The 18,711-nt window shown below is 33.2% G+C and carries 19 protein-coding genes; 13 read left to right on the top strand and 6 right to left on the bottom strand.

All coding sequences use genetic code 11. From position 1 onward, the window contains the following. Positions 1–107 precede the first annotated feature (107 nt). Positions 108–785, top strand: coding sequence for a class I SAM-dependent methyltransferase (locus VOI25_RS09130; RefSeq protein ID WP_323788755.1), 678 nt, complete (start codon positions 108–110; stop codon positions 783–785). 126 nt (positions 786–911) lie between these two features. On the opposite strand, the gene VOI25_RS09125 is transcribed toward VOI25_RS09130, so the two are convergent. Further along, positions 912–2,339, bottom strand: a complete 1,428-nt coding sequence (locus VOI25_RS09125) for a fasciclin domain-containing protein (RefSeq protein WP_323788754.1) — start codon at positions 2,337–2,339, stop codon at positions 912–914. A gap of 81 nt (positions 2,340–2,420) precedes the next feature. Between VOI25_RS09125 and VOI25_RS09120 the strand changes: the two genes are divergently transcribed. From VOI25_RS09120 to VOI25_RS09100, 5 genes are all read left to right on the top strand, one after another. Further along, positions 2,421–3,125 carry a toxin-antitoxin system YwqK family antitoxin gene (locus VOI25_RS09120; RefSeq protein WP_323788753.1) on the top strand — a complete coding sequence of 235 codons (705 nt, stop codon included), beginning with the start codon at positions 2,421–2,423 and terminating at the stop codon, positions 3,123–3,125. A gap of 116 nt (positions 3,126–3,241) precedes the next feature. Continuing rightward, on the top strand, positions 3,242–4,429 hold the full coding sequence (gene mnmA, locus VOI25_RS09115; protein WP_323788752.1) for a tRNA 2-thiouridine(34) synthase MnmA: 1,188 nt from the start codon (positions 3,242–3,244) through the stop codon (positions 4,427–4,429). Between the two features lie 34 nt (positions 4,430–4,463). Then, entirely contained in the window at positions 4,464–6,077 is a 1,614-nt protein-coding gene (locus VOI25_RS09110) for a S8 family serine peptidase (protein WP_323788751.1), read from the top strand. After that, a complete protein-coding gene (locus VOI25_RS09105; RefSeq protein ID WP_323788750.1) occupies positions 6,078–7,025 on the top strand; it encodes an NAD(P)H-dependent flavin oxidoreductase in 948 nt (315 codons plus the stop codon). It abuts the gene before it with no gap. Between the two features lie 49 nt (positions 7,026–7,074). Beyond that, positions 7,075–8,235: an ATP-grasp domain-containing protein gene (locus tag VOI25_RS09100; RefSeq protein ID WP_323788749.1), complete on the top strand. Its 1,161-nt coding sequence runs from the start codon at positions 7,075–7,077 to the stop codon at positions 8,233–8,235. Here VOI25_RS09100 and VOI25_RS09095 read toward each other — a convergent pair. After that, positions 8,186–9,133, bottom strand: coding sequence for a hypothetical protein (locus VOI25_RS09095; RefSeq protein WP_323788748.1), 948 nt, complete (start codon positions 9,131–9,133; stop codon positions 8,186–8,188). The genes VOI25_RS09100 and VOI25_RS09095 overlap by 50 nt on opposite strands. A gap of 391 nt (positions 9,134–9,524) precedes the next feature. Between VOI25_RS09095 and VOI25_RS09090 the strand changes: the two genes are divergently transcribed. The 3 genes from VOI25_RS09090 to VOI25_RS09080 are packed head-to-tail and all read left to right on the top strand — an operon-like array spanning position 9,525 to position 11,727. After that, positions 9,525–10,907, top strand: a complete 1,383-nt coding sequence (locus tag VOI25_RS09090) for an MATE family efflux transporter (RefSeq protein WP_323788747.1) — start codon at positions 9,525–9,527, stop codon at positions 10,905–10,907. Positions 10,908–10,924: 17 nt separating this feature from the next. Continuing rightward, positions 10,925–11,152, top strand: coding sequence for a hypothetical protein (locus VOI25_RS09085; RefSeq protein ID WP_323788746.1), 228 nt, complete (start codon positions 10,925–10,927; stop codon positions 11,150–11,152). Then, complete coding sequence (locus tag VOI25_RS09080) at positions 11,152–11,727, top strand: phosphatase PAP2 family protein (protein WP_323788745.1); 576 nt, start codon at positions 11,152–11,154, stop codon at positions 11,725–11,727. Before VOI25_RS09085 ends, VOI25_RS09080 begins: the two co-directional genes overlap by 1 nt. A gap of 15 nt (positions 11,728–11,742) precedes the next feature. On the opposite strand, the gene meaB is transcribed toward VOI25_RS09080, so the two are convergent. Together meaB and VOI25_RS09070 are read right to left on the bottom strand one after the other, a co-directional pair. After that, positions 11,743–12,816, bottom strand: coding sequence for a methylmalonyl Co-A mutase-associated GTPase MeaB (gene meaB / locus VOI25_RS09075; RefSeq protein ID WP_323788744.1), 1,074 nt, complete (start codon positions 12,814–12,816; stop codon positions 11,743–11,745). Between the two features lie 6 nt (positions 12,817–12,822). Beyond that, the gene (locus tag VOI25_RS09070; protein ID WP_323788743.1) at positions 12,823–13,398 is read right to left on the bottom strand and encodes a DUF2911 domain-containing protein; all 576 of its coding nucleotides are present in this window, start codon (positions 13,396–13,398) and stop codon (positions 12,823–12,825) included. Between the two features lie 178 nt (positions 13,399–13,576). Here VOI25_RS09070 and VOI25_RS09065 point away from each other — a divergent pair, with 178 nt between their 5' ends. From VOI25_RS09065 to VOI25_RS09050, 4 genes are all read left to right on the top strand, one after another. After that, positions 13,577–14,128, top strand: a complete 552-nt coding sequence (locus VOI25_RS09065; protein ID WP_323788742.1) for an RNA polymerase sigma factor — start codon at positions 13,577–13,579, stop codon at positions 14,126–14,128. Beyond that, complete coding sequence (locus VOI25_RS09060) at positions 14,112–14,696, top strand: hypothetical protein (RefSeq protein ID WP_323788741.1); 585 nt, start codon at positions 14,112–14,114, stop codon at positions 14,694–14,696. The genes VOI25_RS09065 and VOI25_RS09060 overlap by 17 nt, the downstream gene beginning before the upstream one ends. A 38-nt stretch (positions 14,697–14,734) precedes the next feature. Beyond that, positions 14,735–16,255 (top strand): hypothetical protein, encoded by a 1,521-nt coding sequence (locus tag VOI25_RS09055; RefSeq protein WP_323788740.1) that lies wholly within the window; start codon positions 14,735–14,737, stop codon positions 16,253–16,255. A gap of 166 nt (positions 16,256–16,421) precedes the next feature. Next, a complete protein-coding gene (locus VOI25_RS09050; protein WP_323788739.1) occupies positions 16,422–17,129 on the top strand; it encodes a peptidoglycan DD-metalloendopeptidase family protein in 708 nt (235 codons plus the stop codon). 10 nt (positions 17,130–17,139) lie between these two features. Here VOI25_RS09050 and VOI25_RS09045 read toward each other — a convergent pair whose 3' ends face one another. Both VOI25_RS09045 and VOI25_RS09040 read right to left on the bottom strand, forming a co-directional pair. After that, the gene (locus tag VOI25_RS09045; protein WP_323788738.1) at positions 17,140–18,102 is read right to left on the bottom strand and encodes an SMP-30/gluconolactonase/LRE family protein; all 963 of its coding nucleotides are present in this window, start codon (positions 18,100–18,102) and stop codon (positions 17,140–17,142) included. A 42-nt stretch (positions 18,103–18,144) separates the two neighbouring features. Next, on the bottom strand, positions 18,145–18,552 hold the full coding sequence (locus tag VOI25_RS09040; protein WP_323788737.1) for a hypothetical protein: 408 nt from the start codon (positions 18,550–18,552) through the stop codon (positions 18,145–18,147). Positions 18,553–18,711 lie beyond the last annotated feature (159 nt).

The following is an 18,711-nucleotide window of genomic DNA, read 5'->3' as shown; positions in this document are numbered from 1 at the left end:
TATTCTATAATGAAAAGCCTTTGGATGAGTCCAGAGGCTTTTTTTATTGTATATATGTATAGAATTCCTATGGAATAGTTTTATTTTTAATGACGAATAAACCATTCATGAATAAGAAGAAAAATGAAAATAAAAGCATGAAAAAACCATGGCCAACAAAAGAGGCTATGGAACAGGTTTATGCCATGAAACTTTGGGGTGATCATCATTCTGATTTTTATTCTGGTGAAGGATCACATCATCCTGACATAATAAATCCGTATGTAGATGCCTTAAAAGGATTTTTAACCGCTTTTGAAAGTCCGTTAGTAGTATGTGATTTGGGTTGTGGAGATTTTAATATTGGCAAGACGTTAGTAAAAAATACAAAGCAATATATTGCAATAGATATAGTAGCCGACCTTATAGCATATAATAAAGAGAAATATAAAGCAGACAATTTAGAGTTTCAGTGTTTGGATATCGCAAACGATGTTTTGCCGTCAGGAGATTGCGCAATTTTAAGACAAGTATTGCAACATCTTTCAAATTCGGAAGTACAAAAGATATTGAAGAAGTTATCTGATTTCAAATATGTTATTATAACTGAGCATTTGCCTGAGGGTGAATTTTTACCTAATAAAGATATTATTTCTGGACAAGGCACTAGACTAAAAAAGCAAAGTGGTTTAGATGTATTAGTTTCGCCATTTAATTTTAAAGTAGTCGAAGAAAAACAAGCTGTATCCATTAAGTTAAAAGATGGAAAAGGAATTATTGTAACTACGATTTATCAAACTTTTTAAAGCTATCTGGTCCTGGTAATTGACATTAAAAAAAGAGCTTCTAGAAATTCTAGAAGCTCTTCCAATCAACCAACCAACCAAGTCAAATTAATTTGCTATTAATCAATTTGAATTGAAATTTTTATATTAAGGTGTAGGACGAATTACCGTATCTACAACGTGTACAACACCGTTCATAGCTTGAATATCTGTTAGTTCAGCAATGATTCCGATATCTCTCATTAACCCATCAGTAATTGTTAATGTATTGACATCTAGTGATAAATCACCACCTAAAGTAGGAATTGTTCCCATTAAACTAGGTAAATCTGCTGCACGAACGTTTCCGCTAGCAACGTGCATTAATAACACAGCATCAACAGTAGCTGGATCTAAATCGCCTAAAGTTGTGCTTCCAGAAGGATCTAATTCTACTAATAAATCTTCAAAGGCTCCGTTTGTTGGAGCAAAAACAGTAAATGGTCCAGCACTAACATCAGAAGTAGTTCCTATCCATGGCACTGTTGGTGATCCTGTATCTGCTAATTGTAAAGCAGCAACTAAATTTCCTAAAGCAGCATTTGATGTTGCGAATGTCGCTATGGATGGTAAATCAATGACATTGTCTACAACATGTATAACACCATTTGTACCAACTACGTCAGTAACAGCTACCATAGATGAACCATTTAGCATTACGCTACCATTTTCACCTACATTAACATATAAACTCAAAGCGTCACCATCTGCATTTGTAGCTCCAGTTGATACATAACCTGATGCTAAACCTGTGGAGATAGCAGTAGTTCCAATAAGTACGTGGTTTAATAAAATATTTGATAACGCATTCCCATTTGGATTGGTAAACCCAGCAAATGCATCATTTGTAGGAGCAAATACGGTAAATGGACCAGCGCCTTGTAATGTAGATACTAAGTTTTCAGATGTTAAAGCTCCTGTTAATGAAGTAAAATTGTCATTGTTTATAGCATGATCAACGATATCTGGTAAACCTAAAACAGCATCGATAACATGTACTGTTCCGTTTGATGTGGAAATGTTTGCAAGATCAGCAGAAACTACACTAGCTGTATTATTAAATCTTGGCAATGCACCATTGGTGTCAAACAGAATACTAACGTTTTCATTTCCTGCACCACTTGCATTTGTTCTTGTATACCCTTTACCATCTGCTCCGGATAAAGAAACTAAATCTGCAGCACTAACATCAGCTGAAATAACATGGTTAAGTAAAATTTGAGCTAATACGTCTGTTGGTACTTCACTTAATTGTGTAAAGCCATTAGCATTTAAAAAAGCAGAAAAAGCATCGTTTGTTGGTGCTAAAACTGTAAAAGGACCACTTCCTCTAAGAAGCGTTACTAAATCACCATCTGCTGCTTGTAATGCAGCGACTAAACTAGATAATTGAGGTGTTGCAATTGCAGTATCTACAACATCTAATTGCTGTGGCAAGATTGTTGTATTATTATCATCGTCATTGCTACATGATTGAAAAGCAAAGACGAATAATAATAAAGGCAAAATTTTTAATGTTTTTGAAATAATTTTCATTTTTTTGAGTTTTTGTTGTTTAACTTTATGAATACAAATCGTTTTGTTTAACAAAAATACAAAATGATTAAACAAAATATCATGAGACACTTATTTTTTATGTTTATTTTAACAATGCTTGGCTTTAGTATGCCTGCACAAGAGGTTGTTAATCAATTTGATGACGATGGTAAACGGCATGGTATATGGAAAAAGTTCTTTGATAAAACCGATCAATTGCGTTATGAAGGAAAATTTGATCATGGTAAGGAAATTGACACATTTAAATTTTATACCTTAAACAAAAAGAAGAGTGTGCTGAGTGCTGTGAAGGTTTTTAATCCTGATAATAACTTGGCTTCAGTCAAGTTTGTGTCATCTAAAGGCAAGCTGATTAGTGAAGGCACAATGAATGGTAGATTATATACAGGAAAATGGACCTATTATCACAATAAGTTTAAGACGGTTTTGTCTACTGAATTCTACAATGAGAATGGCAATCTAGAAGGTGAAAAAATTGTGTTCTATCCCAATGGAACAGTTGCTGAAATGGTTAATTATAAAGACGGTAAGTTAGATGGCACCTCCAAATGGTTTTCAGAAAAGGGCATTCTACTCAAAGACTTATTGTATAAAGATGATGAACTTCATGGTTCGGCAACCTATTATGATGCTGATGGAATTAAATCAGCAGAAGGCGAATATCAAAAAGGTAGAAAACATAAAGTCTGGAATTATTACGAAAACGGACAACTAAAAGAGTCTAAAGATCATACGAGACGAAGTAAGAATCCGATAAAGCAATAGTCAAAACTTATTTATCCTATAGTCATATACAATAGCAACGGTGTTTACGTTGCTATTTTTATTTCTTAATTTTGCCGAAGAATTAAAAACGAGTTCCACTGTCGTGGAATATAAATATGAAAAGAGTAATTGTCGGACTTTCAGGAGGTGTTGATTCTAGTGTTGCTGCTTACTTATTAAAAGAGCAAGGCTATGAAGTGATTGGTTTGTTTATGAAAAACTGGCATGATGATTCTGTGACTATTTCCGATGAATGTCCTTGGCTTGACGATAGCAATGATGCTATGCTAGTTGCTGATAAACTTGGTATTCCATTTCAAACTGTAGACTTAAGTGAGCAATATAAAGAGCGTATCGTTGACTATATGTTTGATGAATATAAAAAAGGAAGAACCCCAAATCCTGATGTACTTTGCAATCGAGAAATCAAGTTTGATGTATTTATGAAAATTGCACTTGAACTTGGAGCAGACTATGTTGCTACAGGTCATTACTGTAGAAAAGGCACCATTGTAAAAAACGGAAAAGCACTATATCAATTGTTGGCAGGAGCAGATGGAAATAAAGATCAGTCTTATTTCTTATGTCAATTATCTCAAAAGCAATTGGCAAAAGCCTTGTTTCCTATTGGCGAATTAACAAAGCCAGAAGTTAGAGAAATTGCCACAAAACTCGATTTGGTTACTGCAGATAAAAAAGATTCTCAAGGCTTGTGTTTTATTGGTAAGGTGAGATTGCCTGAGTTTCTTCAGCAAAAATTGAAACCAAAAGAAGGTGTGATTGTTGAGATTCCTAAACAATTAAAAGCGTATCACACCAATGCTCCTAGTTTTGATTCAAAAGAAAAGCAATTAGAATATTCAGCAAAACGAGTGGAATACGCTATAACCGATGGAACAGTAGTTGGAAACCACCAAGGAGCACATTATTTTACAAAAGGTCAACGAAAAGGTTTAGGAGTTGGAGGAACGGTAGAACCATTATTCGTTATTGAAACTGATGTCGTTGAAAACGTAATATATACTGGTCAAGGCAAAAACCATCCAGGTTTATTAAAAACGACCTTGTTCGTAACGAATGAAGAATTGCATTGGATTCGTGAAGACCTAACTTTGGCTATTGGCGAATCGATGTCTGTTAAAGCCAGAATCCGTTATCGTCAAACACTTGAAAATGCAATAATTTATAAAGTGAGTAAAGGACTTTTTGTTGAATTTGAAAATATGCAATCCGCAATTACTGAAGGGCAATTTGTAGCTTGGTATTTAGATGATGAATTAGTAGGTTCGGGAGTTATTTCTTAAATTGCAGTAAAAAATTACCCAAAATAATTGCAAGATGAAGAAACTATTACTCATTGGCTTTATGCTTTTTCAATTTATATCTTTTGCGCAAGAACATGCTTGGGTTTATCTAACAGACAAAGAAAATGTCGCAAACTCAATAGCCAATCCAATTTCTATTTTAACTCAAAATGCTATTGACAGAAAAGCAAGTCACAATATTCCTATCGATGAACGTGACGTTCCAGTAAATGAAAATTACATCACACAACTTAAAGCTCAAACCGGAATTACGGTTATGGCTAAATCCAAATGGTTTAATGCGGTTTATGTTATTGGATCAGAACTAGCTGATGTCATGGCTCTTGAGGCATTGAATTTTGTTGCTTCAATTGATTTTGCAGATAAAAGCCTTAATGCTGATTCAAGAGTTGCATTTAACAATAATAAATTCGAAGTAGAAGAGAGTTTAATTGATTTCACCTATGGAAGTGCTCTAAACCAAGTTGAAATGATTGGTGCAGATCATTTGCACCTGTCGGATTTTACAGGTGAAGGTATTGTAATTGCCGTTTTAGATGCAGGCTTTCCAAATGTAAATACGATGGGAGCTTTTCAGCGTCTACGTGATAATGGCGATTTATTAGATGGTTATGACTTTGTAGGTAGAAATGATAATGTATATGAATTTACAGGAAACGAACATGGTACGCGAGTTTTGAGTGATATGGCTGGTTTTATTCAAGATGAATTTGTAGGGACTGCACCTGATGCGTCGTATTATTTGTTTAGAACTGAAGATTCTGCTAGTGAAATGCCAGTAGAAGAAAGTTATTGGGTTGAAGCTGCCGAACGTGCAGATAGTTTAGGAGTTCATATTATAAATTCGTCTTTAGGTTATCGCGTATTTGACAATGAAAATTATAATTATACACCAAGTGATATGAACGGGAATACCGCTTTCATTACTAAAGGTGCAAATATTGCTAATGAAAAAGGAATCCTGGTTGTAAATTCAGCAGGAAATTCTGGGAGTAGTCCTTGGCAAACTCTTGGAGCTCCAGCAGACGCATCAGGTGTTTTTAGTATAGGAGCTGTAGATTTTGAAGGTAATTATGCCGCATTTAGTTCACAAGGAAGTACAGCACAACCGACACAAAAACCAGATGTGGTCGCTCGAGGTTTAGCAGCAGCAGTAGTCAATTCAAGTAATATTATAATTAATAACAACGGGACATCATTTAGTTCTCCTATTATGGCAGGAGGAATAGCCTCGCTTTGGCAAGCATTACCCAATGCGACTAATGAAGAAATCAAACAATATGTTAGAATGTCTGCATCACAATTTAATACACCAGATTTCTTTTTAGGTTTTGGAATTCCCAATTTAGAACTAGCATTAGATATTGGTTTGTCACTTGTTGAAGAAGAATTTGTGCGCTTCAAAGTGTTTCCAAATCCAGTAACTCATAGTCTTAATATTCAAATTCCGACAAATTCTGAACCAACGAATTTGAAAATATATAATGTTTTAGGAAAATTAATTTTAGAAAAAGATATTACACAATCTGAAACTAAATTAGATGTGTCTTCAATGGCTTCAGGTTTGTATATGCTGTCTTTTGAATCAAACAAAGGTTCGAAAACATTCAAACTGATAAAATCTTAAATGGCAAATAGAATTACCAAACTTTTTAATATTAAATACCCAATAATTCAAGCTGGAATGATTTGGGCTAGTGGCTGGAGGTTAGCTTCGGCTGCAAGTAATGCTGGTGCTCTTGGTTTAATAGGTGCTGGTTCAATGTATCCTGAGGTATTGCGAGAACATATTCAGAAGTGTAAAAAAGCAACAGACAAACCATTTGGTGTAAACGTTCCCATGTTATATCCTAATATTGAAGATATTATGGATATTATCGTCGAAGAAGGTGTGAAAATTGTATTTACATCTGCTGGAAATCCCAAAACATGGACATCATGGTTAAAAGAAAGAGGAATTACGGTTGTTCACGTGGTCAGTAGTGTAAAATTTGCACTCAAGGCTCAAGAAGCTGGTGTCGATGCCGTTGTTGCTGAAGGATTTGAAGCTGGAGGTCATAATGGTCGAGAGGAAACGACAACACTAACTTTAATTCCTATGGTAAAAGAGCAATTAAACATTCCCTTAATTGCAGCAGGAGGAATTGCTACTGGAAGCACAATGTTAGCTGTGATGATTTTAGGTGCAGATGCGGTTCAGGTTGGAAGTCGATTTGTTGCCAGTATAGAGGCGTCTTCACATCAAGCTTTTAAGAATGTTGTAGTAGAGACAAAAGAAGGTGATACACAACTCACCCTAAAAGAATTGGCTCCTGTAAGACTAATCAAAAATAAATTTTTCAATGAGTTACAAGAACTCTATAAAAAAAGTCCAACAGTTGATGAATTGAAAGCGCTACTAGGAAGAGCAAGGGCAAAACGAGGAATGTTTGAAGGAGATCTTGAAGATGGCGAATTAGAAATCGGACAAATCGCTGGATTAATTCATGACATAAAACCTGCCGAACAAATAATTAATGATATGATTGCAGAATTTTCTGAAGCACAGAAAAAAGCAAATCATCCATTTTATTAAAAAGATGTTATATTTGAGAAAATTAAATGACTAATTATCCCTACAATTAATGACTTCTAAGTTACACGTTTTAATACCTGATGGCAACAGTACTTGGGCTTTAGCAGTTATGAATTGTTTGTCAGATAATTCCGATTATAAACTTCATGTTTTATCTGACAAGAAACGAACTCCATCAAAATTTTCTAAACATACATCGTACTTTAAATATTACAAAAGAACAACTAATAATGACTGGTTAGATATTGTTTCTAAAGAAGTTGAAACGAACTCTATTTCAATTATAATTCCTATTGCTGAGGAGGCGTTTAGATTTTTTATTAATTACACGCATCTTTTACCAAATTCGGTGAAAGTAATTGCTTTACCTGAAATTAATAATTTCGAAACAGCTATTAACAAACATCAACTTAGTTGTTTTTTAAATGCGCATAATTTACCACATCCTAAATATAATCATTTCGATGATTTTCAATCGTTTTCTGAAAAGGGCCTAAAGCTTCAGTTTCCTGTATTAATGAAACCTTTACATGAAAAAGGAGGTGATGGTATTCTAAAATTTGAAAATCAAAAGAAGTTAGATACGTTTTTAAAACAACATTCAGACTTTAGTGAATTATTTATTCAAGAGTTTATTGAAGGCTATGATATAGATTGCAGTGTACTTTGTCTCAATGGAGAAATACTCACGCATACAATTCAAAAAGGAAATTTGAAAGGTCATAACTCGTTTGCACCACAATTGGGATTTGAGTTTTTTCATAATGAAGAGTTGTTTTTAGTCATTAAACAACTAATGAAAGCCTTAAATTGGTCTGGAGTAGCTCATGTGGATTTGCGTTATGATACCAAAACAAAGACTTATAAAGTAATTGAAATTAATGCTCGTTTCTGGGGAAGTGTTGAAGGGTCTAAGTTTGCGGGAATTAATTTCCCTGATTTGGCAATTCAATTAGCCATGACTAATGACATTGAAACGCAACAATTTAATGAAATTGAGTATATGCGACTTAAAGGGATCTTAAAAACAATTAAGCGTAAACCGTCCTTTTTATTTAATAAAAACTTCATGTTAAATAATTCTGAGGTCAAATCATTCCTTAAAGATCCAATTCCAACCTGTTATAGATTTGTAGAATGGCTAGAAAGAAAATTTAGTGTTATTCTTTTATTTTTAGGTCAGGAATTGACATTTTATACAATCTACTAGAACCATTGTCATAACTGTTAAATATATCTTTTAGTTCTTCAATTGTCATCTTTGTATTAAAATTTTTAGGTGTTGAATTACGCTTGCTTGTAAAGTATAAACTCTGCGTATTTACATCAACGAAAGGACAATAATCCATTTTATCAGAATTTACGGCATTACCCATGTTTTTGGCTTCACTCCATTCATTATTTTCATTTTTATAACTAATATAAAGATCACCACTACCATAGCCATCTTTTCTATTGTAGCAGGTATATATTAAAAAGGATTCATCTGGCGAAATAAATGCGTTAAATTCATAACCTTCACTGTTTATAGCCTCTCCTAAGGCTATTGGAGATGTATAATTACCATCTTTATAGACGCTCATATAGATGTCATCTTTTCTTTTTAAAGATGTATTATCAAGTGTAAAATATATGTTTTTTGAATTTGTAATTACTGGATAAAATTCATCCATTTCTGTATTTATTGGTGCACCTAAGTTTTTAGGCTCAGACCATTTTTCGTTTATATTAGTCCTTGTGACCAGCCAAATATCAAAATCTTTAGTTTCTGTTGAGGTATTATTCAAAGGTCTGTTTGAAGCAAAATATAGTGTTAGACCATCCCTAGAAAAGTATGGTTCAATGTCAAAATATTGCCCTGAAAAAGAAAGAACTTCTGGAGTTGTCCAACCTTCTTTATTTTTTCTAATATAAACTAGTGCTGAAACATCTCCCATAACACTTTGGGCTGAAAAAATAACTTCATTTTCATTAGCTGTTAAAGCAACGTCTCTAACGTTAGGAAACTGTGAGACAGCATCTTCTGCAAATGGTACTGTTTTAATGTCTGTGGTTTGAGCATATGCAAATGATATAAAACAAAAGCATAAGAGCGTAATTAATTTCATAATAAAGGTTTGGCATATAATTTACAAAACGAAGCTATTCGTAAATCAAAATTTTTGTTAAATAATAGAAGGCTATAAACAACAAAAAGAGGAATAAATCCTCTTTTTGTCTGAAACGTTTTTTAACAACAAAATTTTTAAATCCCTCTAAAATAATAGCTAAAAAAGTTTCTACCCCAAATACCTAACCTACTAAAATAAGGTATTCAAGTAGTAAAAATAATGCTTTCAAATGTTTTGACTAAGTAAATAATATTCAACTTATTAACAATTTGAGTTTATAACGTTATAATTGTCAATCTATTGTAATTTGAATTTTTCAAATTTATGACAATTAGCTTTAGATAAGTCCACAAAGACTTTACCTTTGTTGACTTAAATATTTAAAGTATTGACTTTAGCAGATTATACAAAAGAATTTAAACTTAATTGGAAATTAGCAGCTCCAGTAATGCTTGGAATGCTAGGTCATACATTGGTACAGTTTGTTGACAATATTATGGTTGGTCAACTCGGTACGGCAGAATTAGCGGCTGTCTCATTAGGAAATAGTTTTATGTTTATTGCTATGTCTATTGGTATTGGGTTTTCTACTGCAATTACACCTCTTGTTGCCGAAGCAGATGCTGCCAATAATTTTCAGGAAGGAAAATCCTCCTTTAAACATGGGTTATTCTTGTGTATTATTTTAGGATTTGTATTATTTCTTTCGGTTTTTTTAGCCAAACCATTATTGTATTTTATGAAACAACCTGTTGAGGTTGTTGAACTTGCATTGCCATACCTTAATCTTGTTGCATTTTCATTAGTTCCATTAATAGTTTTTCAAGCGTTTAAGCAATTTAGTGACGGACTTTCAATGACGAGATATCCTATGTACGCAACTATTTTGGCGAATATTGTTAATGTAGTTTTAAATTATTTACTCATATTTGGAAAGTTTGGTTTCCCAGAAATGGGTATCGTTGGAGCAGCCTATGGAACCTTAGTATCACGAGTAATAATGGTGTTTCATCTTTGGTGGTTACTTACTAAAAAAGAAAAATCAAGAGCCTTTGTAACCAATATTAAACTCTTTGTTTTAGATAAATTAATGTTTAAAAAGGTCATTAGTTTAGGCTATCCAAGTGCGATGCAAATGTTTTTTGAAGTCGCCATTTTCACTGCTGCTATTTGGTTAAGTGGCTTACTAGGAAAGAATCCGCAAGCTGCAAATCAAATTGCCTTAAACTTATCATCTATGACTTTTATGGTTGCTATGGGTTTAAGTGTTGCTTCAATGATTAGGGTTGGAAATCAAAAAGGATTGCAACGCTATTTTGAATTGCGTCGTATTGCATTTTCGATTTTTTTATTGGCTATTATTTTATCTGTTTTTTTCGGAATAATTTTCTATTTGTTTCACAATCAACTGCCTAAATTGTATGTAGATTATAAAGATGCTGAAAACTTAATTGACAATACCGAAGTAGTTAATATTGCATCAAAACTATTGATTGCTGCTGCTATTTTTCAAGTGAGCGATGGTATTCAGGTTGTTGTTTTAGGAGCTTTAAGAGGATTACAAGATGTTAAAATACCAACTATAATTACATTTATTTCCTATTGGGTTATCGGATTTCCGATAAGTTATTTTTTAGGTAAAGAAGAGGCTTATGGAAGCTTCGGAATTTGGATGGGATTGTTAGCAGGATTAACCGTTGCAGCAATTTTATTGTTTATTAGGTTCAATTATCTTACGAAAAAGTTAATTTTGAATTCAACTAATACTTAAGACTAAATAATTTGCACATGGAACTTCCAAAATTCATACTAGGCGATAATACAGATCATCCCAATGCGATTTATGTTATTCATACTGAATTTCCTCGATTTATAATCAATCTAGAGGATGATGAGGTCGAATGGTTTGAAGAGTTTGATGAGCATGATCAAAAAGAGATTGAAGCTGAAGCAGAAAATCTTATCCAGTCAGCAACCGATTTTTACGATAGAGAAGTTTCTAGATACGATGACTAATGTTTGAAGAATTAGTACAACTTGATATTGATTTATTTGTATACCTAAACGGATTAGGTACTGATTCCTGGGATGCCTTTTGGATGTTTTATACCACCAAATTTAATTGGATTCCGTTTTATGGACTTTTACTATATCTATTCTATAAGCGACTTACAATAAAAATGTTTCTTATCACAATTTTAGTCATTGTTTTGATGATAACGTTTACAGATCAAATCACCAATTTGTTTAAAAGAGTATTGGTTATGCGATCACGACCATGTTATAATCCAGACATAGAAAACATTATTAGATTGGTTAAAAATTCTTGTGGTGGTAAACATGGCTATTTTTCAGGTCATGCCTCTAATTCAATGGCTGTTGCTATTTTTACAAGTTTAATGTTACGTTCTAAATATAAATACTTACCATATATTTTAGTTGTTTGGGCTATGGCTATGGGTTATAGCAGAATTTATGTTGGAGTTCATTATCCCTTAGACGTATTAAGCGGAATGCTATTTGGTGCCATTTCAGGATTCTTGTTCTATAAACTTTTCAGTTATCTTCAATATAGATTTGAAAGAAGTTAGACTATAAAGTCGATTTCACAAACTAAGTAGATATTCAGCAGCTACAAAAGGTGTCGTTTTTCCATCTTCTATCAATTGTAATTGAAACTTTAGCTCGTCTTTAATTTTTGGCTGATTAAAAAAATCAGACTTTAATCGGTCTTCTATAGTTTGTAATAACCAGAATTTGTTTTGCTCTTTTCTATTATGATCAAAGAAGTTGTTAGATTTTGAGTGCTCGATAAACGATTCGATTAATGTCCAAAGATCTTCAATGCCTTCTTGTTTCAAAGCACTACACAACATTACTTTTGGTTGCCACTCAGACGCCTTTTGAGGGTACAAATGTAGCGCTCTATTAAATTCTACTTTAGCAAGTTTTGCGGCTTTCAGGTTGGCGCCATCTGCTTTATTAATAGCTATGGCATCAGCCATTTCAATTATTCCGCGTTTAATGCCTTGAAGTTCATCTCCAGCTCCAGCTAATTTCAGCAGCAAAAAGAAATCTACCATACTGTGAACTGCAGTTTCACTTTGTCCAACACCAACGGTTTCAATCAGTATAGTGTCAAAACCGGCAGCTTCACATAAAATAATAGTTTCACGAGTTTTGCGAGCAACTCCTCCTAATGAACTGCCAGAAGGTGAAGGTCTTATAAATGCATTGTCGTCTTTTACCAAGTCTTCCATTCTAGTCTTGTCGCCTAAAATACTTCCTTTACTTAAACTACTACTGGGATCAATAGCTAGCACTGCTACTTTTTTTCCAATGGAAGTTAAATGCATTCCTAAGGCTTCAATAAATGTGCTCTTTCCAACACCAGGCACTCCTGTTATACCAATTCGTATTGATGCATTTGCATGTTCAAGACAACCTTTAATAATATCATTTGCTTGCTCTAAATGTTTTGGATTAGAACTTTCAACTAAAGTAATAGCTCTACTCAAAGCCGTAATATTACCTTCAATAATCTCAGAAATTAATTGCTGAGTTGTTGGTTTTGCTTTACGCTTTTGTTGAATTTTAGTAATAGAGTTTGCATTAGTGATTTCAGATTGAGAAACACCTTCTTTTTGTTGTAATGCCGAAGATTTTGATGCTTTGGTCAAATGCCTTTATTCCTTATTGTCTTTTAATACCAATAAAGGTACGGCAATTTTTGTTTTGTCCCAAGCCATAGTGAGCTTTAGGTCATCAGTAGAATTATCAAATGCAATGGTAAATTGCTCTACGACTTTATTTAAAGATTCTGTAGGAACATCAATTTCTAAAAGATCGTAATTTGGATCCCATAAGGGTTGCATTTGTTCATCAACTCCCCAAGCATATTGCTTAGTGTTGAGCATTACTTTCCAAATACTATCGTTAGGAACTGTCCAGATTGTATACTTTCCTGAAGGCACATAAATGCCATCAATCATAAGGTTTTTATTAGTTTCAAAGGTTGTCGCTTCATTAGCTCCAGTTCGCCAAACTTTTCCAAAAGGAACTAATGCACCAAAAACGTCTCGTCCTTTTTTTGAAGGCCTGTTATAAAAGACTTCTAATTTTAAGTCGTTAAGCTTAAACTCAACAGTATCTTTCGGACTTAAACGCTTAGAAAAAACATTTTCTACAAAAGTAGAATAAAGAAAAAGTCCAATGGCTACAATGGACAAAACAATGAGAAGTCGTTTAAGAAACGTATTCATATAAATTTTCAATTTCAAAGTGGGTGATAAAGATAATAGTAAATCAATAACTTCGCAATATAACTTAACGTACTTTTAGGATATCTATTATATTTTCAAAAAAGTAAAACATTTTTGCAACACTCTGTTTTTTGTGTCGTCTTTAAAGTGAACTATACCAAACCAAAAGAAGTTTTAGATGTTACAATCTAATATTATTGAAAAATGTAGGCAAAATAATCGCATTGCTCAACTGCAGTTGTACAAGCAGTATTGTGACGGAATGTATATTGTTGCCATGCGATTTATGAAAGATTCTATGGAAGCTGAAGATATCGTTCAGGAAGCTTTTATAAAGGCATTTTCAAAATTAGATCAATTTAAAGCAGAAGTTACTTTTGGAGCTTGGTTAAAACGTATCGTGATTAATAAATGTATTGACTGTTTAAAATCTAAAAAGCAACATTTGCAAGAATTAGATGAGGTGCACCTAAAAGTAGTCGACTCCAGTTATGAAAACGAATGGTTAGTAGATGATACAATAACAGTAGATGAGGTTAAAGATGCCATCCAACGGTTACCAGATAAATATCAATATGTTGTCCTATTGTATTTGGTAGAAGGTTACGATCACCAGGAGATTTCTGAAATTTTAAATATTACAGAAATCGCATCACGAACTCAACTCTCAAGAGGAAAATCAAAATTAAAAGCACTTTTAACACCTATTAAAAATGGCACAAGATCTTAGACATCTATTTGAAAATGACAATAAAAATTCGCAATTAAAAATGAGCGAAGGTCATGAAGCACGCTTTCTTAAAAAGTTAGACGAGGCTTTACCTGAAGAAACATCAATCAAAAAACGTTTCAGTGTGTTACAAATAGCGGCAAGTATTGTTGTTTTAATTGGATTGGCCTTTGGAGCTTATAAGTTTACACAACAACCAAAATCGATTGAGAATCAGATTGTAAAACAACATAATCAAACTAATGAAGACCAATTGAAGTCACTTGGAGACATTTCTCCAGATTTAAAAAAGGTTGAAAATTATTATTTGGCTAATATCAATCTGGAATTATCAAAAATAAAACAAACTCCAGAAAACAAAGAGCTTTTTGATGGTTACGTTATAAGACTCGCCGAATTAAATCAAGAGTATAAACGACTTTCCATTGAGCTGACCGAAAATGGACCTAATGAGTTAACCGTTAGTGCTTTGATTGATAATTTAAAACTACGTCTCAATTTATTGTATCGCTTAAAAGAACAATTACATGATTTAAATGCTTCGGAAGAAGTTAAATTAAACACTTAAGATTTTATTGAATACTATTTCAAATTAAAAATAAAACCATGAAGACAAAATATACCACATTACTACTATTGTTTTTCTGTTTCACCATACATGTTTCAGCACAACAACAGTTAACAAAATTATCACAGAAAATTGATGTTTCAAAAGATGTAACTATAGATTTAAACACAAGTTATGTTCAGATTGAAGTTGATACCTGGAATAAAAATACTCTAGAAATTGAAGCCTTTGTCAACGGCGAAAAATTATCAAAAGAAGAACTTCAGGAGGCCCTTAAAGCTTGGGATTTACGAGTAGAAGGTTCAGGAGATTATGTAAAAATTAGTTCCGAAGGTTCTCATAATTCATGGGATAATCTTCGAAGCTTAAACCTGAACTTAGAGGATTTGCATTTAGATTTAGAGGGTTTGCAAATTAATCTCGCTGAAATGCCAGAGATGCCAGAAATGCCTGAATTACCAGAAATGCCTGAGACTGCTAGGCTCAATGCTAAGAGTTTTCCTAAAATCCCAGAAATTCCTCAGCTACCTAAAGGTGTTACAAACGTTAGTTTTGATACAGAAGCCTTTGAAAAAGATGGTGAGGCGTATTTAAAAAAGTGGAGTAAAGAGTTTGAAGAAAAATATGGTAAAGAATTTGGCGAGCAAATGAAAGCTTGGGGAAGAGAAATGGCCAAGATAGATTTTTCAAACTATGAAGAAGACATGGAAAAATGGGGAGAACGCTTTGGTGAGGAATATGGCGAAAAGATGGAAGCTTGGGGAAAAGAATTTGAACTTAGATTCGATGATAAATGGGCAGAAAAAATGGAAAAATGGGCTGAAAAGTATGGCAAAGAAATGGAAGGTCGTACGATTATAATTGAGGAACGTATGAGAGATAGAGAAAAACGTATGGAAGAAAGAGCTAAGGCTTTAGAAAAACGCCATGACGCTCATGAGGATCGAAATTATAAGGCTAGGTTGCATTTAAGAAGCAATAATGTAAAGAAGACTATAAAAATTAAAATGCCTAAAAAAGCAAAATTAAAAATGAATGTTAGACATGGTGAATTAAAAATGTCTTCAATAATAAACAATATGAAAGCAGATATATCACATGGTGTATTTGTAGCAAATCACATTGATGGAAGCGAGACTTCCATCAATGTGTCCTATTCTCCAATTGATATTGCAACATGGAGTTTAGGAGAACTTAATATTAAATATGTAGAAAATGCACGTATCCAAACAGTCGGGAGTTTGATGCTAAGTAGTATTTCCTCAGATATTATTTTAAATAACCTTCTAGATAATGCAATTATCGATGGAAGTTTTGGTGATTTGACTATTGCTAATGTTGCAGATTCGTTTACTAATCTAAATATTGTTTTAGAAAATAGCGATGCCTTATTATCATTGCCTCAAAACGATTATAGCTTTTATTTTAAGGGTAACCGTTCTAAACTAAACAATGTTATGACGAATAAAAAGACGATTGAAAACTATCCAAATGGTAAAAATAATGTAAAATCTATAGTACTTAATGCCAAGTATAGTGATGTTGTTTTAAAACAATAACTGTGTCATTCAAAGCAAAGCGAAGAATCTAAATAAAGATATATAAAGATTCTTCAGTCGTACCTCTTTCTGAATGACAACTTTTGAAGACTCAGAAAATGTCATTCCGACAATAGGAGGAATCTCATACTTACTTCTCTGAAAGATCTCTCTAATTATAGTACTTTTGAGAAAAACTACACGCATGATTCCAAAAGCGTTTTCTCAATTATTAAACGAGATTAATAAGCGTTCACTTCACGTTTTACATCCTTCAATTCCTAAGTCAGATTATGTCTGTTTAGATTTATCTGTTACCAATGAAACACTTAACTCAGTTGATGTATCATCTTCAGAAAAGTTAGAAGCTTATATTAATAATCACATAGATGTAAATAGCGCTAAAGTTGCATTTGGTGGTTACCTCGAAACACGAAACATATACCAACGCAGTACGTATTTTAAAAATTCGAATCCAGAAACCGAACGCAATATTCATTTGGGACTTGATCTTTGGTTAGCTACTGATGCTCCAATTTATGCGCCTTTAAATAGCGTAGTACATAGCTTTAAAAACAATACCAATTTTGGCGATTATGGTCCGACTATGATATTAAAACATAAAATCCAAGGGATGAGTTTTTACACCTTATATGGTCATTTGAGTATAACTTCTATTGAAAATCTTACAATCGGACAAGAATTTAAACAAGGAGAACAAATCGCAACTTTAGGTGATGCTTCCGTTAATGGTGATTATCCACCACATTTGCACTTTCAGATTATAAAAGATTTACAAGATTATGTAGGAGATTATCCAGGTGTGTGCTCAAAACAGGATTTAGATTGTTTTAGGGATAATTGTCCTGATCCTAATTTGTTGTTGAAACTTTAATTTAGAGCTGTTATTCACTCTTAAAAAACGAACTTTTTACACCTTTAACTTCGGTTTTGACTTTAAAAATTGAGCCTGCTAATGGGAATCGCTTCTGTTCATCTTCAGTCATATCAATATTTGCTGTTGTAATATATAGAACGTCTAAATTGTCTCCTCCAAACGCACAAGACGTAACATTATGAGCAGGAACTTCTACTTTTGATAAGATCTCACCAGTTTTAGAATCAAACTGAAGCACAGCATTGCCATTCCACATGCCAACCCAAAGATTATCATGTTCATCTATAGCCATTCCATCAGGAAAACCAAGTGAATCATTTATTTTTACAATTACACGTTCATTAGAAATATCACCTTTAGCATCATCATAATCATAGGCTTTTATTTCTGATGTAGGTGTATCAATATAATACATGGTTCTTTGGTCTTTGCTCCAAACAATACCATTAGAAATGGTAACACTATCTTTTTTAAGTAAAGCTTCACCTTTGGCATTTACCATATATAAATTTGCTTCATATTGCTCCTGACTAAACGCCATAGATCCTACCCAAAATCGACCAGATGGATCACATTTTCCATCATTAAATCGATTACCAGGCATATCTCGTTCTACATCACTTAAAAGTTCAGTGTAGCTATTTCTAGTGTCCATTATATAAATCCCATCTTGTAATGCAATAATAGCTTCATTTTTGTCTTCGGAAGGTACAACAGTTCCAATACTTGAAGGTGTTTCTAAACTTCTGTTCGTATAAGTTTCGGGATTATAAATGTGTAATTTTTGATCTAGAACATCGATCCAATACAATTCATTGGTTTTATGATTCCAAAAGGCACCTTCTCCCAATTTTGAGTTGATTTGAAACTCTAATGCAGCATGCAAGACTTTTATTGGAGCATGAGTTTTATTTTCGTCTTTGCATGAAAAAAATATCAAAATTATAACAAAATAGAGGAGTGGTTTCATTTGATGAAACTAGTCAATTTAATTGAATGATAAGACAAAGCTCTATTCGTTTTTAATCTGCTTTTTGGCTAGTGATGTTCCAACCAAGAATCCAATAAAAGCGAATGCGCCATCTGAAAGCGTGAACCATAACTCTTTTGGTAACATAAAGATGTTAAAGAATGTTGCAGCTATCATCAATCCACCAACAATATACGCAGGAATCATACTGGTTTTAGAAATTAATCCAGCGACAAACATACCAAGCACGATGCCCATAAAATGTGCGATTACAACAAAGATTTTTGCGCCAGTCGGAATTTGATCCATGTTGTTTTTTATCCATTCCATATCCATAGGATTTGCTCCTTCGGGTAATGGAAACAGATTGTGACCAAGTAGCGATTCAAAAACATAAACGGTTAATGAAGCAACAACGAAACCAATTATGGTTGCTAGAATATTTTTCATGATAATTGTGATTAGTTAGTGGTTTCAAGGTAATAAAAAAATCCTGAACGTTTAAGTTCAGGATTTTTAGATTCCATTTTAAGAACGGAATAACAGTTTTATTTGTGAGACACTTCGACTGCGTTCAGTGTGACAAAACGACTGAGTTTCGTTTGAGTG

Source organism: Psychroserpens sp. (assembly GCF_034670085.1).
Taxonomy (GTDB): Bacteria; Bacteroidota; Bacteroidia; order Flavobacteriales; family Flavobacteriaceae; genus Psychroserpens.
This window is presented reverse-complemented; position numbering and strand designations above follow the sequence as displayed.

Bases quoted from the DNA above. Each gene is read 5' to 3' on its own strand.
- VOI25_RS09130 (WP_323788755.1), top strand. From the start codon at position 108: ATGAATAAGAAGAAAAATGAAAATAAAAGCATGAAAAAACCATGGCCA.
- VOI25_RS09125 (WP_323788754.1), bottom strand. From the start codon at position 2,339: ATGAAAATTATTTCAAAAACATTAAAAATTTTGCCTTTATTATTATTC.
- VOI25_RS09120 (WP_323788753.1), top strand. From the start codon at position 2,421: ATGAGACACTTATTTTTTATGTTTATTTTAACAATGCTTGGCTTTAGT.
- mnmA (WP_323788752.1), top strand. From the start codon at position 3,242: ATGAAAAGAGTAATTGTCGGACTTTCAGGAGGTGTTGATTCTAGTGTT.
- VOI25_RS09110 (WP_323788751.1), top strand. From the start codon at position 4,464: ATGAAGAAACTATTACTCATTGGCTTTATGCTTTTTCAATTTATATCT.
- VOI25_RS09105 (WP_323788750.1), top strand. From the start codon at position 6,078: ATGGCAAATAGAATTACCAAACTTTTTAATATTAAATACCCAATAATT.
- VOI25_RS09100 (WP_323788749.1), top strand. From the start codon at position 7,075: ATGACTTCTAAGTTACACGTTTTAATACCTGATGGCAACAGTACTTGG.
- VOI25_RS09095 (WP_323788748.1), bottom strand. From the start codon at position 9,133: ATGAAATTAATTACGCTCTTATGCTTTTGTTTTATATCATTTGCATAT.
- VOI25_RS09085 (WP_323788746.1), top strand. From the start codon at position 10,925: ATGGAACTTCCAAAATTCATACTAGGCGATAATACAGATCATCCCAAT.
- VOI25_RS09080 (WP_323788745.1), top strand. From the start codon at position 11,152: ATGTTTGAAGAATTAGTACAACTTGATATTGATTTATTTGTATACCTA.
- VOI25_RS09070 (WP_323788743.1), bottom strand. From the start codon at position 13,398: ATGAATACGTTTCTTAAACGACTTCTCATTGTTTTGTCCATTGTAGCC.
- VOI25_RS09065 (WP_323788742.1), top strand. From the start codon at position 13,577: ATGTTACAATCTAATATTATTGAAAAATGTAGGCAAAATAATCGCATT.
- VOI25_RS09060 (WP_323788741.1), top strand. From the start codon at position 14,112: ATGGCACAAGATCTTAGACATCTATTTGAAAATGACAATAAAAATTCG.
- VOI25_RS09055 (WP_323788740.1), top strand. From the start codon at position 14,735: ATGAAGACAAAATATACCACATTACTACTATTGTTTTTCTGTTTCACC.
- VOI25_RS09045 (WP_323788738.1), bottom strand. From the start codon at position 18,102: ATGAAACCACTCCTCTATTTTGTTATAATTTTGATATTTTTTTCATGC.
- VOI25_RS09040 (WP_323788737.1), bottom strand. From the start codon at position 18,552: ATGAAAAATATTCTAGCAACCATAATTGGTTTCGTTGTTGCTTCATTA.